The 13,353-nt window shown below is 45.4% G+C and carries 12 protein-coding genes; 3 read left to right on the top strand and 9 right to left on the bottom strand.

All coding sequences use genetic code 11. The annotated features are described in order from the left end of the window. Positions 1 to 5 precede the first annotated feature (5 nt). From FD963_RS01940 to FD963_RS01920, 5 genes are all read right to left on the bottom strand, one after another. The gene (locus FD963_RS01940; protein ID WP_215363772.1) at positions 6 to 1,934 is read right to left on the bottom strand and encodes an ATP-binding cassette domain-containing protein; all 1,929 of its coding nucleotides are present in this window, start codon (positions 1,932 to 1,934) and stop codon (positions 6 to 8) included. A 2-nt stretch (positions 1,935 to 1,936) separates the two neighbouring features. Continuing rightward, entirely contained in the window at positions 1,937 to 2,815 is an 879-nt protein-coding gene (locus FD963_RS01935) for a branched-chain amino acid ABC transporter permease (RefSeq protein ID WP_072583996.1), read from the bottom strand. A 141-nt stretch (positions 2,816 to 2,956) separates the two neighbouring features. Beyond that, the gene (locus FD963_RS01930; protein ID WP_215362707.1) at positions 2,957 to 4,141 is read right to left on the bottom strand and encodes an ABC transporter substrate-binding protein; all 1,185 of its coding nucleotides are present in this window, start codon (positions 4,139 to 4,141) and stop codon (positions 2,957 to 2,959) included. A 135-nt stretch (positions 4,142 to 4,276) separates the two neighbouring features. Continuing rightward, a complete protein-coding gene (locus FD963_RS01925; RefSeq protein ID WP_215362706.1) occupies positions 4,277 to 5,197 on the bottom strand; it encodes an EamA family transporter in 921 nt (306 codons plus the stop codon). Beyond that, the gene (locus FD963_RS01920; RefSeq protein ID WP_215362705.1) at positions 5,190 to 6,815 is read right to left on the bottom strand and encodes a GMC family oxidoreductase; all 1,626 of its coding nucleotides are present in this window, start codon (positions 6,813 to 6,815) and stop codon (positions 5,190 to 5,192) included. Before FD963_RS01920 ends, FD963_RS01925 begins: the two co-directional genes overlap by 8 nt. 114 nt (positions 6,816 to 6,929) lie before the next feature. On the opposite strand from FD963_RS01920, the gene FD963_RS01915 reads away from it, so the two are divergent. The 3 genes from FD963_RS01915 to yjgA are packed head-to-tail and all read left to right on the top strand — an operon-like array spanning position 6,930 to position 8,149. Then, complete coding sequence (locus FD963_RS01915) at positions 6,930 to 7,232, top strand: type II toxin-antitoxin system RelE/ParE family toxin (protein ID WP_215362704.1); 303 nt, start codon at positions 6,930 to 6,932, stop codon at positions 7,230 to 7,232. Between the two features lie 52 nt (positions 7,233 to 7,284). After that, positions 7,285 to 7,590 carry a helix-turn-helix domain-containing protein gene (locus FD963_RS01910; protein WP_251367261.1) on the top strand — a complete coding sequence of 102 codons (306 nt, stop codon included), beginning with the start codon at positions 7,285 to 7,287 and terminating at the stop codon, positions 7,588 to 7,590. Positions 7,591 to 7,621: 31 nt separating this feature from the next. After that, on the top strand, positions 7,622 to 8,149 hold the full coding sequence (gene yjgA, locus FD963_RS01905; RefSeq protein WP_215362702.1) for a ribosome biogenesis factor YjgA: 528 nt from the start codon (positions 7,622 to 7,624) through the stop codon (positions 8,147 to 8,149). Here yjgA and FD963_RS01900 read toward each other — a convergent pair. The 4 genes from FD963_RS01900 to FD963_RS01885 form a co-directional block, all read right to left on the bottom strand. Then, positions 8,146 to 9,234: an acyltransferase gene (locus FD963_RS01900; RefSeq protein WP_215362701.1), complete on the bottom strand. Its 1,089-nt coding sequence runs from the start codon at positions 9,232 to 9,234 to the stop codon at positions 8,146 to 8,148. The genes yjgA and FD963_RS01900 overlap by 4 nt on opposite strands. Positions 9,235 to 9,274: 40 nt before the next feature. Further along, positions 9,275 to 9,874: a cytochrome c gene (locus FD963_RS01895; protein WP_215362700.1), complete on the bottom strand. Its 600-nt coding sequence runs from the start codon at positions 9,872 to 9,874 to the stop codon at positions 9,275 to 9,277. Next, positions 9,871 to 11,106: a sorbosone dehydrogenase family protein gene (locus tag FD963_RS01890; RefSeq protein WP_251367260.1), complete on the bottom strand. Its 1,236-nt coding sequence runs from the start codon at positions 11,104 to 11,106 to the stop codon at positions 9,871 to 9,873. The genes FD963_RS01895 and FD963_RS01890 overlap by 4 nt, the downstream gene beginning before the upstream one ends. Before the next feature lie 108 nt (positions 11,107 to 11,214). Beyond that, positions 11,215 to 13,347 (bottom strand): TonB-dependent receptor, encoded by a 2,133-nt coding sequence (locus FD963_RS01885; RefSeq protein ID WP_215362699.1) that lies wholly within the window; start codon positions 13,345 to 13,347, stop codon positions 11,215 to 11,217. Positions 13,348 to 13,353: the final 6 nt, after the last annotated feature.

Genomic DNA, 13,353 nt, shown 5'->3' with positions numbered 1-13,353 from the left:
AGTGATTAAGTACCCAAGTAGGCATGAATCACCTTCTCGTCTGCCTGAACTTCAGCTGGTTTACCTTCTGCAATCTTCTGACCGAAGTCCAATACAGAAACAGTATCGCAAACTGACATCACCACATCCATGTGATGTTCAATCAGGATGAAAGTAATACCGCTATCGCGGATCTTACGAATAATGCGCAAGAGTTCTTTGATGTCTGGCGCAGTTAAACCAGCAGCTGGCTCATCTAACAAGAGCAACTCAGGATCCAACGCCAAGGCACGAGCAATCTCCAGCAAACGTTGCTTACCGTACGGCAAGTTACGCGCTTCTTCATTCGCTAAATCATCTAGGCCAACGAATTTGAGCAATGCCATTGCACGAGCATGGGCCTCAGCCTCCTCTTTCTTATAACGCGGCAGATGTAAAGCAATCTCCACCATGTTTGACTTGAAGGTGTGATGCAAGCCAACCAAAATATTTTGGATAGCAGTCATCTCGCCGAAGAGCTGAACGTTTTGGAAGGTACGCGCAATGCCAGACAAGGCGATATCGGAAGAAGTCTTACCAACAACACTTTCGCCTGAATACAACACGTTACCGGCTGTAGGCACATAAATACCAGTCAACACGTTCATCATAGTGCTCTTACCGGAACCGTTAGGGCCGATCAAACCATGAATAGTGCCGCGCTTAATACTGAGATCAACATTGTTCAATGCCTTTAAGCCGCCGAACTGCATCAATACAGAGTCCACTTTCAGGAGCTCAGCACCCGTATTTTGATTGGCAACAGTACTAATAAAGCTAATGGAATCATCCACCGCTTCGTGATCACCGCCGCGAGTAGTTTTAGCCTTGCCAACCATCGCTTGATAGAAGCTTTTCGCGAAACCAACGATGCCGCTTTGCAAGTAATACACCACTAGCAAAATCATGAAGCCGAAAATACTCAAACGCCAGTCAGAAATGCTATTCAACCAGAATGAAAATGCTGCTAAGCCCACTACACCAGCGATAGGAAGAGCCACACGTTTAGGAGTCGTTATCTTCTTGGATAGAGCCATGCCGGCACCTACCACCACCACGATTGCAATAACCGAAGCAACAATGCGGAATAGATTGATGTCATCCAAGAGTTTTGGCAACAATACGATGATGGCAGCACCAATCAATGCACCCAAGCGAGACTTACGTCCGCCCATAATGATGCCGAGCAAGAAGAGAACAGCCAATTCATTGTTATAGGTGTTTGGTGAAATATATTGCTCTGAATAAGCGTACAAGCAACCAGCCAAACCAGCAAAGCCGGCGCTAATCACAAATGCGATCACCTTAAAGCGATAAACGGATACACCCATACAGTCACAAGCAATTGGGGAATCGCGCAAGGCTTCAAATGCACGACCGATTTGAGATTTCACAAAACGGTCAACTACGATCAGAGAAATGATCAAAACCGCAGAAACCAACCAGAAGTACTCCGCCTTAGTCATTGGCACACCCATTAACTCTGGCTTTGGAATCTTGATGCCCAAAGGTCCTTCGGTCAACCAAGTCATCTCATTAATCAGAATCTGTGCGATCGTACCGAACGCCAAGGTCACCATCGCTAAATAAGGTCCAATCACCTTCAATGCTGGCAAAGCTAAGATTCCACCAAAGATAGCGGTAACAATAATAGAGGCTGGAATATTGATCCAAATTGGCAAGCCAAAGTGGAAATACAAAACACCAGCGGTATACGAGCCAATTCCGAATAAGGCTGCATGCCCCAAAGAAACCTGACCAACATAACCGACAACAATATCCAAACCATATAACAAAATGGTGTAGATCAGAATCGTTTCAACTAAGTGAATGTAGTAAGGGTTGTGAATAAAGAGGGGCAAACAAATCAGGCCCGCAATCGCAATTAATATGGGTAATAGAGACTTCAATTTCATCATTAAACTTTCTTAATTGCAGATTTGCCGAAGAGACCAGATGGTTTGTACGCCAACACGAGCAATAACAAGATCAAACCGGGCACGTCTTTGTAACCAGTAGAGATATAAAAACCGGTTGCTGTTTCTACGATACCGAGAATCAAGCCACCAACAATAATACCGAGGCCACTAGATAAGCCGCCAATAATCGCAACTGCGAAAGCCTTCAGGCCTAGAGCACCGCCCATGGTTGCGCCAGTCAGGGTTAAGGGTGCAATCAATACGCCCGCGAACGCTGCAGTTAAAGAAGAAAGTGCATAAGAGAAGGTAATTACTACGCTAGTATTAATACCCATCAAGCCAGCTGCATCTCGATCGTTTGCTGTCGCAACAACCGCTTTACCGTAGATAGTTTTGCGGTTAAAGAACTCCACCAACAACATCATCACCAACGCGCCAACGACTACCAAGATTTCCATGGGAAGAATATTTGCACCTAAGAAACTCATTGGCTCCATTGGTAACGGCGATGGGAATGGCAATGCATCGCGACCCCAAATATTTTCAGCCACGTTCTTGAAAATAATACCGAGGGCGATGGTGGACATAATCCAACCAAACTCCGATTTAATCTTGATTGCAGGACGTACGCCGATGAGCTCAACGAAGCTACCTTGCAACATACCAAACAAGCAAACCACTGGAATCATCACCCAGTAATTCATGCCAAAAGTATCTACGCAAGTTAAACCTACAAGAGCACCTAACATCAGCGCTTCACCCTGACCGAAGTTCAAGGTGCCAGATGTGGCAAATGTGAGTTGAAAGCCGAAAGCGATGACCGCGTAGATCATTCCCACTGCTATGCCGCTCGAGAGGATTTGTGCAAACATGTCCATGTTATTGGCCTAAATATTCTTAAAACTGTTTTATTAACGAATCCGACATTGTAAGCAAAACGCCGCTTGTGGGCGGCGTTTTGCTTTATCTAATGCTGCAGTGCAAAATAATTATTTAGATTGCCTGCCCTAGTGCTTAAATTACTTCTTTTTCGCTGTTGCGTCTTCAGCATTCAAGAACTGAACACGGCCGCTCTCAACCACGCCCATAACTACGTCTTTTGACTTGATAGCCTCATGGTCAGTCGCAGTGAATGGCTTGTTATAAGTAATCACAACGCCTTCAACAGGAGCCTTCAGATCTTGCAAAGCTGCCAAAATCTTTGGTCCCTCTGTGCTGTTTGCCTGCTTGATAGCAGCGGCTAACAAGTAAACAGAGTCGTATCCTTGAGCAGCAGAAACCGGAGATGCAATGATGCCATTCTTAGGTTTGAAGTCTTTCAAATAAGCCTCAACGAAAGCTTTGCGCTTTGGAGTTGTTGCAGGCTGCTGAATGAAAGTTTCTGGCATAGTTGCGCCATCACCATTTTTACCGGCCGTATCAATAAAGCTAGCCATTGACAATGTCCAGCTACCGATCATTGGTTTTTTCCAACCCAACTTCGCCATACCGTTAGCAATTTGTGCCAACTCAGGTCCGATTGCATATGTCAAAACAACATCAGCACCAGCATTTTTTGCTTTGAGTAATTGTGAAGTCATGTCCACGTCACCAATGTTGAACTTCTCAACAGCAACTGGAGTTACGCCGTAACCTTTCAAGGCCTTCTCTAAGTCCTCGCGGCCTAACTGGCCGTAGTTTGTTGAGTCAGCCAAAATGGCTACTTTCTTCAGGCCACGCTTCTCAACCGCTTCTTTAGCGATCATTGGCGCTTGAATATTGTCAGCTGCAGCATTACGGAAAACATAGTTTTCAGCAGCATTTGGGAACTGGTGAGTAATCAAAGAACCTGTAGCAACGTTGTTCATTACTGGAATCTTTGCATCTTGATAGAAGCGCTGTGAAGCCAATGCAACACCAGTATTGATGTAACCCAAAGTAGCAACTACTTTTTCATTGTTAATCAATTCTTGTGCAATTTGTACGCCACGTTCGTTTTTCGCTTCATCATCGCGCTCAACCAAAACGATTTTGTTGCCGTTAATACCACCAGCAGCATTAATTTCTTTTGCAGCAAGGCGAACACCGTCACGCATACTGACACCCATTGAGGATGAACCACCAGTAAATGGACCTGCAACACCAAGTTTGATATCGGCAGCATAAGCGCCGGTTGTAAGCATTGCAGCAGCGGCTACTGCAAAAATGTGATGACGAATGTTCATAAAGTCTCCATGACTAAAAATTGCTAATTAATAAATACTTTTTTATAGGTAAAACCGAAACGAATAGTTATCTTACTGTTAATACAAAGGCAAAAAAAGGGCTTTGCATTAGGGTTTTACATTAGCCACCAAGACTTAGGAAAGCCAGCGCTGCTGAAGGATTCGCTGAATGTTGGGCCAAAAAAGGTTGATGATCAGCCCAACGATCACCAGGCCCGCTGCCAAGATCTTCCATAGCGGCAAAGACTCCCCCAAGAAATAGGCTGCTGCCCCCATGCCAAAAATAGGTACCAGCAAAGGCGCAGGCGCCACCACTGCTGCCGGATGCTTAGAAAGGAGCCAGGCCCAAGCCGAATAACCAAAGATGGTATTACCCCAAGACTGCCAAAGAACACCAGCCCATGCCCCTACTGGGGCTGAGGTTAAAGAAGTACTCATATGACCCCACCCGCCCTCAAAAAGGAAGGAAATTGCAAACAAGGGAGGAATCGCAAAAGCACTCGCCCAAACTACGTAGGCCAGCATATTAATAGAGCCCGCTCTCCGGCTAACCGTATTGGCAACCCCCCAAGAAAAGCCAGTAAATACCACCAAGGCAAGACCCAAGAAGGTGGTTGTGGCATCGGTGTGCAGCGCAATAATTCCCAATCCAGTCATAGCAACCAATACCGCCAGCATTTGATAAGTACGTAAACGCTCTTTAGCAAAAAACATCGCAAAGCCGATAGTGAAAAATACCTGGGTCTGAATCACTAAGGATGCCAGACCTGGAGAAATGCGACCATCGATCGCAAAGTACAGGATTCCGAACTGCCCCACACCAACCGCCAAGCCATAAATACAAAGATTGACCCAAGATGTTTTGGGTCTTGGCACAAAGAACACCAGCGGAAGAAATGCGAAGGTATACCTGAGCGCAGCAAATAAAAATGGTGGAAACGCTGCGAGCGACAATTTAATGACTACAAAGTTCGTACCCCACACTGCCACAATAGCCAACGCTAGCAATAAATGACTAGCGGGTAATGAATAGCTTTTCTGTGAAGTCTTAGGCACGTGTCAGTAATTCCGCCACGCGTTCAGCAATCATCATCGTAGGGGCAGCAGTATTACCCGAGGTAATTGTTGGCATCGCCGAGGCATCGACTACACGCAGATGATGAATGCCTCTTACGCGCAATTCAGAATCGAGTACTGCCATCGGATCATCCGCACGCCCCATCTTGCATGTGCCTACCGGATGGAAGATGGTTGTACCAATATCCCCCGCCGCTTTAACTAACTCATCATCCGTTTGATATTGCATGCCTGGTTTGTATTCTTCAGGAGCGTATGGACCTAGGGCGGCCTGCTCAACAATCTTACGAGTTAAGCGCAAAGACTCAGCTGCCACCTTGCGATCTTCATCGGTCGACAAATAATGAGGACTAATCACTGGTGGCGCTTCTGGATCAATTGAGTTGATGTGCACACTACCGCGCGAAGTGGGACGCAAGTTACAGACACTCGCAGTAAATGCATTAAACGAATGCAAGTCTTCGCCAAACTTTTCTAATGACAGAGGCTGTACGTGATATTCCACATTGGCACGCTTTTGTTCCGGAGAACTATAGGCAAATGCGCCGAGCTGCGATGGCGCCATCGACATTGGGCCAGAACGCTTGAAGAGATACTCCAAGCCAATCATCATCTTTCCCAAAAGCGTATTGGCTTTGGTATTCAAGGTCTTAATGCCATTCACCTTGTACACCATACGCAGTTGTAAGTGATCTTGTAAGTTCTCGCCAACGCCTGGGAGATCGGCAATAACAGGGATACCTAATTGATTTAAATGTGCAGCAGCGCCAACACCAGAGCGCTCCAATATTTGTACGCTACCAATCGCGCCTGCACTCAATAACACTTCGCCACCCTGCTCAATGGCACATAAGGCTTCGCGAAATTGACCATCCTTGATGTATTCAACTCCAAAACAATTTTTAGTAGCAGGATCAATTTTGAGCTTGGTCACAATAGCTTGAGTTAATACTGTGAGATTAGGGCGCTTGGCAGCATCCCTTAGAAAAGCTTTGGAAGTATTTAAGCGCCAACCAGCACGTTGACTCACATCGAAGTAACCCACGCCAAAGTTATCACCGCAGTTAAAGTCCTCTGAAGCCGGAATACCCGCTTCAACTGCCGCCTCTTTAAATCGATCCATGATGGGCCAACGTAAGCGCTGCTTTGAAACAGTCCACTCACCATCCTTACCATGCCATTCATTTGCAGCGCTGTGGTAATCCTCAAATGACTTGTAACGCTTAAGGGCATTTTCCCAAGACCAAGAATCGTCACCAGTTGCCTGAACCCAAGACTCGTAGTCACCTGCTTGACCACGCATATAAATCATGCCGTTAATCGATGAACATCCACCTAAAACACGGCCACGCGGATATAACAATGAACGGCCATTCAAGCCTTTTTCGGCAGCTGTTTTAAAACGCCAATCTGCCCTTGGGTTATCAATGCAATATAAGTATCCAACAGGAATATGGATCCAGATGTAGTTGTCATTCTTACCCGCCTCAATCAGCAGGACTTTTTTACTAGGGTTCTCAGTCAAGCGCTTAGCCAGCATGCAGCCAGCACTACCCGCTCCGATGATGATGTAATCGTAAGTATTTGCTTGAGTCATATATCCGCTGCTTGAAACAAAGTTGATCCTATTATTTACCAATACAAAAATTCAGGTACTTGTTGGTATTTTTGTTGATTTGTTATAGAATCACATTTGATCTAATATTAGATCATGAGAACCACCTATAAAAAATCCTTTGCCCAATTTGTCAAAAAGGCCTCCAGGCCTCTGCAGTTAACAATTGAAATGAGGATCGCTGAAGTTTGCGATAACCCGAGGATAGGCCAACAAAAGCTTGGTGATCTGCAGGGGGTATTTGTTTACAAGTTTCGCTTTAATGCTCAGGAATATTTGATGGCTTACCAGTTTGATCATTTTGCCGATGAAATAAAAATAACCTGGATTAAGTTTTGCCAAATTGGATCTCATGAAAATTTTTATACTCAATTAAAAAAATCTATTCGACTCAAATGACGACTTCAATCTACCTCAATAGAGAAAGTGAGTACCACATATGACTCAATCCATGACAGCAGAGGATCTATATGCTCACGTGCAAAAAATGCCCTCAAAAGAACGTATTAAATTTTTCTCATTAATTGCTATCAATGCGTTTCAGGAGAATGACTATACGCATGAGCAAGTATTTGGACACCTCCGAAATGCGACTTTCTCAGCAGAAGAGGCAGCAGAATTTTTAGAAATCTCACTTCCCACCTTGCGAAGGTACGTTCAGGCTGGCAGATTAAAGCCTACATCATTCATTGGAAGAAGCCAGTTATTTTCTAGTGCCGATCTGAAACTACTAAAGCAGAAAATCAACAAAGAATAGCCAAAGTCTAATACCCGTCTAAAATAGCGATATGCATATTAATGAGAAGAATCGCACTCCCAAGCTAACTGACCCTGATGATGGGCCCAGTAAGTCTGAGTTAAAGCGCCAAATGACCGAACGCCAGAAGTTGGCTGAAGTTCTGGCAGCTTTGAGCAGTGACGCCTTAAAAACGATCCCCATGGATGAGGCTATTAAGGCTGCGGTTGCAGAGACCAATAAAATTAAAAGCTTTGAAGCGATTCGTCGGCATAAGCAATATCTTGGCAAACTCATGCGCTTCTTAGATGAGGAAGAATTAGATGCCATTCAGAAGCGTTTAGATGCGATTCAGGGCGTTAGCAAAGCTGAAACTGCCAAGCTACATTTTTTAGAAAGCTATCGCGATAGACTGATTGCGAATGATGAAGCTTTCACTAAGATGATTGAGCAATATCCTGATATGGATATTCAGAATATGCGCACCTTAATTCGGAACGCACGTCGTGAGAAAGAGCAAAATAAACCGCCTAAGGCCTACCGCGAAATTTTTCGTGTTCTGAAAGATATGGGTCTTTAAAGTTTAATCTTCCGGGCTGGCACTTCCACCCACCGATAAAGATAGGTTGCCACCAACCAGCTAACTACTACAGCAACCAACATCAAGGCAAGCGCCATGACACCGTCATGGAAGCCGCCCATTCCCCAAGCGATATACAGCGTATTTGCCAGCAAGACAAATGAGAAATGCACTAAGAAAGCGCAGTACGATCTTCTGCTTCCCCAGAGAATGACATTGACCAACTTGTGTTTTCTAGACTGATGTTGGGGGCGCCTCTGATCCTGCTTCTGATCTTTATAGGCCGAGTCCCCCCATAGTATGAGGGCAATGGCGACTACGTAGGCCAATATGTTTCTGGGCCAAATTTGGTGAAAGCTTGAAGCAACAATGACTACACCAACCCCTACAAACATGATTCTGGCAAATCGATTTATCTTAGGGTCGGGATAGTTCTTGCAAAGCTGCGCCAGCACCCCAAGTCCATAAGCTCCTATGAAGTAAATGAAGTAGTTTTCATAAGCGCCGGAGCGATTAAAAAATAGCAAGGATGCTACACAGAGTACTAACAACATCCATATCAGGGAACGAAAACCCGGAAACATTCCCAACATGATTGCCAGAATGGCGTAAAGCTGCCAATCAATCGCAACATACCAAACGCCCGCAGAAATCGAATCTAAGCCTAAGATTCCTTGGAGGAAAAATAAATGGGCCAGGAACTGCCCCAAGGTTTCTGATTCGCCAACAAATTCATCTCGAACCCAAAAGCGCGCAATCCAAGCGCAAATAATCGTGAGAATGAGAGCTACTACATAGGGCGCAAATAATCTCAAATAACGATTAAAGATTGTTTTCAATACATTACGGGCATTCTTCAGATCGGTGGAGCGAGTCAGTGATTGGGCTGCAAGATATCCGCCCATGACTAAAAAGATTTGCACTGCGTAACGACCATATTCAAACAACCAAGTCATCACCCCCGGGAGTAGCAGCCTTGCATCCTCTGCAATTTGCCCATAACTCGAGAAATGATGCAGGATGATAATTAAGGCTGCGAAGGTCTTTAAAAAATCGACGAGAAGAAAATGGTTTTTGGACTGCAATGAGAATATTGAGTAAAGAGTTGATCAGGGACTGCTGGAACTACTTCAAAGAAGCAGCATATGAAGCCAAGGCATCAATATCATCATCACTGAGACCGCGTGCCGCACTTCCCATTGTGCCATCCATATCAATACGAGCGCCAGAGCGAATATTCTTCAGCTGAGTAATGAGATATTCCTTGGATTGCCCAGCCAATCGTGCAATGTGTTTCTGACCTTGAAGCTGCGGACCATGGCAGGAATTGCAATACTGGGTACTAGAGATTTGCTGCCCCTTGGCAATTTGATCGGCATTACCTGATTTTGCAGGCGGCGCAGGTAAGCTAGCAAAGTAAGCCGCGATGTCACGCATGTCTTGATCACTGAGTGGTGCAGCAAGCGCCTCCATTGCCCCACCCTTACGCTGCTGCCCCCTAAACTGAATCAACTGATAGGTAATGGACAACGGTGGTTGTGCAGCAAGATTGGGGATATCTGGTGATATAGAGATGCCATCCTCACCATGACAAGCAAAACAAGTTTGTGCTTTTACTTTCCCAGCCGCTGCATCAGGAGGTGCTCCATAGACAACTGACGATACACAAAGGGTAGTAAAAAAGGCCACCCCGAGGATGGCCTTAGTGTTGATGACTAATTTCATTTACCGTAAGACACGCGGAAGATTGCGCCGGTCTCATCATCGGATACCAGCATAGAACCGTCTTTGAGCATTTGCACATCTACTGGACGACCCCAGAATTTGTCGCCCTCAAGCCAACCTGTAACAAACGGCTCAGACTTAACAACCTTATTCTGAGAATCCAAGACCACACGAACAACTTGATAGCCTACGCGCTGAGTTTTATTCCAAGAACCATGTTCAGCAATAAAGATATTGCCTTTGTAATCTGCCGGGAATTGTTTGCCGTTATAAAAACGCATACCTAGAGCCGCTACGTGAGCACCTAAGTTGTATACCGGCTTATCAAACTCCTCGCATGAACGACCCTTACCAAACTCAGGATCCAAAAAGTCGCCTTGATGGCAGAACGGATAACCAAAGTTCATCCCTTTAGGGCGCACCAAACGATTCAATGTGTCGCCTGGCTTATCTTCAGCAGCCCAGTCACGTCCATTGTTTGTAAACCAGAGCTCTTTGCTTCCAGGCTGGAAATCCATGCCCACACTATTACGTACGCCAGATGCTACTGTTTCCAAAATATTGGTTTTGAGATTCAGTCTTACGATCGTGGCATGAGTCACTGGTTGCACAACAATATTTGCAGGCGTGCCAATTTGGAAATACAAATATTGACCATCAGGACTGAGCCTCATGAACTTCCAGCCATGTGGCTCATCTTTAGGAAGCGCATCAAATACCACCACCGGTGCTGGTGGGCTATCTAAATTCTGCTCAATATTGTCATAGCGAATGATGCGTGAAAGTTCAGCTACATAAAGTGAGCCATTCACAAACGCAACACCATTAGGACGATGCAAGCCTTTGGCAATCGTCTTTACTTCACGCTTGCCATCTTTAGTTACCACTGCATAAACGTTGCCAGTAAAGCGAGTACCTACATAAACCGTTCCACTTGGAGATTCTGTCATTGAGCGGCCATTAGGCATGCCAGAGGCCCAGAGCTCAACCTTAAAACCAGCCGGTACCTTGAGCTTGCTTACAGGGATTTCATCCGCAGGCATAGCAGAGATGCCAGGAGGATTAGGTGCCAATGAAGGATTCATACCATCGGCCGTTCTACCTTGTGCCCAGGTTGGCGGAATACCGCTAGCTGGTGCAGCAGGAGCTTGTGCGCCAGCAATACTAACGATTGCCATGCCGGCGGCAAACATTAATGCGTGAAGAGCGCTGTTCTTCATGTTGTGCTTCATTCTGAATCTCCTATGATTTTATTTATTTTATTAATAAAGCAATGCTATAGCATTTATGTGCATCTAATTTAACCCATTCAATCTACTGCAGTGCAACAAATCAATTACTTAAAACTGAAGTCGCGCACCCACGGTAATTGCCTGAGGCATGCCAGCCTGATAAGCCGACGCTTGAGAGGCAATGTTGAAGGTAACGTACTGACGATTGAATAAGTTCACCACCGAAGCAAAGACTGAAACCTGTGGTGTGAGTTCATAGTTTGCTTTGAGGCCAACAAGTGCATAAGCCGGTACCGGCAAAGATCCTGTGGACATCCATGAATTGCCAACATACCGAACGGTCGTAGTCAAACTTGCTCGAGGAACCGGGTAATACGTTAGTCCAGCATTCGCCATATTTTGCGGAACACCACCCACTTGCGTATTAATCGGGTCACTAGTCGCGCTCCACGTTAAGACTGTTCTCGTATAGGTATAACCGCCATCAACGGCCCATTGAGCATTCACATCATGGTGGTATTGCAATTCAATTCCGCGACTTAATAGATTTTGTTGATTGGTATAGTAACTAACATTGGTATAGCCGCTACCACCCACATTATTCACGCAACCGGTAATGCCTGAAGCGCTACACAAGCTATTAGCAAATGCCGCATTAGCGCTGGTTATTTTGTAACTCGTGATTGCATTCGTAATGTAATTGTTAAATGCGGTGAGCTGAGCAAAGCCACCCCTCCAGCGGTAGTCTGTACCAAGCTCATAGCCAGTCATAGTCTCAGGCGTGAGATTGGGATTAGCCAGGGAATATCCGCTTACCGAGTTACCATAACTGCGCAAAGTGTTGTTCATGCTTGGCGCATGAAACGCCTGGTAAGCGGCACCCCTAAAGTCCAATTGCTCCGTCGCTTTATAGAGCAGACCCAAAGAGGGGCTAAGCTGAGTTTTACTTTTATTAGGTACCGCCTGATATACAGCAGATGAACCCGCATTGGCATTGTAATAAGTCGGTGTTTGGCTACTCCAAGAATCTACTCGAGCACCCAAAGTAGTCTCTAGCGGAATGGCAGTCGCATTTGACTTTAATTGTCCTAAAAAACCATAAAAATTTTGCTGACCCTGCGCGTAGTTCACAGAACTCACTGCGCCTGTGGACGCCAAATTATTCGTTTGATTCGATGCGGAGATATTTCTGGCATCCACCCCAAGAATATATTGATCAATCCCCGCTGCTTTTAGAGCATGCGTGTATTGCGCTGATGCGCCTACAGTCGAATAAGGATCAGTATAGTTAGCATTGATATAAGGCTTATACGGCGCTGCACTCAAATTATTTGCAGTTTGCTTGTAGAAATTAGTGGCCTGGTAATACACATTGACTTGGGCTTTTTTATCGGCATCCAAATTGGTGGTGGACCCAGCAGCCACATCGGCTGTTTGTATTAAATTAGGGGCAATGGCATAGTTATTACTGAGATCGGCCATCGTGCTGTACCCCAACCTCAAAAACCCATTGGTATCTTGCGTAGGCTTAAAGTAATTTTGGAGCCGGACATTGGAATTCTTAACGGCATCAGTGCCCATACCATTTTTAATATTGCTAGGTGAGCCTGGAGATATCGTAGCGTAGTTCTGAAAGCCTTCACTAGAGAAGTAGTCTGCCGAGAAACGCATTTGCATCGCATCCGAAACAATCAAATCCTTTGAAGCTGCGACATTACCAGTAGCAAATGATCCGTAACTAGCAGATATATCTTGTCCGCTGTTTTTAGGCGTTTTAGTGTTGATGTTAATCACGCCGCCCATGCCATAGTTTCCCCACAAGCTAGAGACTCCCCCGCGCACAAACTCAACCGATTCTATCGATGACATAGGAACCAGGTTCCATTGCACCGTTCCATAGAAGGCATCATTCGCTGGTAGACCATCAATTAATACCAGGGTGCGCCCGTAGCCCAAGCCCCGCACGTTAATACTCTGACCTGTTGGATCTTTTTGGTAATACGGTACGTCGTTTAAGAAAACCCCAGGCACATTCTTCAGAACTTGATCAATGGTTTGGTCGGGAGAGGACTCTAAAACTTCTTTTGTCAGAATGGTTGTATTTAAAGACATCTGATCAAGCGGCGTACCAGAGCGAGTCGCATTGACTACAACATCGCTGAGTTTTTGATCGTAATCTGGCGGGGGCGCAATTTGCGCATTCACTGCGATGGGTGCAGCAAGCATAATCAACGTCGACACGCAAAA

This window comes from Polynucleobacter sp. JS-JIR-II-50 (genome assembly GCF_018687895.1).
Taxonomy (GTDB): Bacteria; Pseudomonadota; Gammaproteobacteria; order Burkholderiales; family Burkholderiaceae; genus Polynucleobacter.
This window is presented reverse-complemented; position numbering and strand designations above follow the sequence as displayed.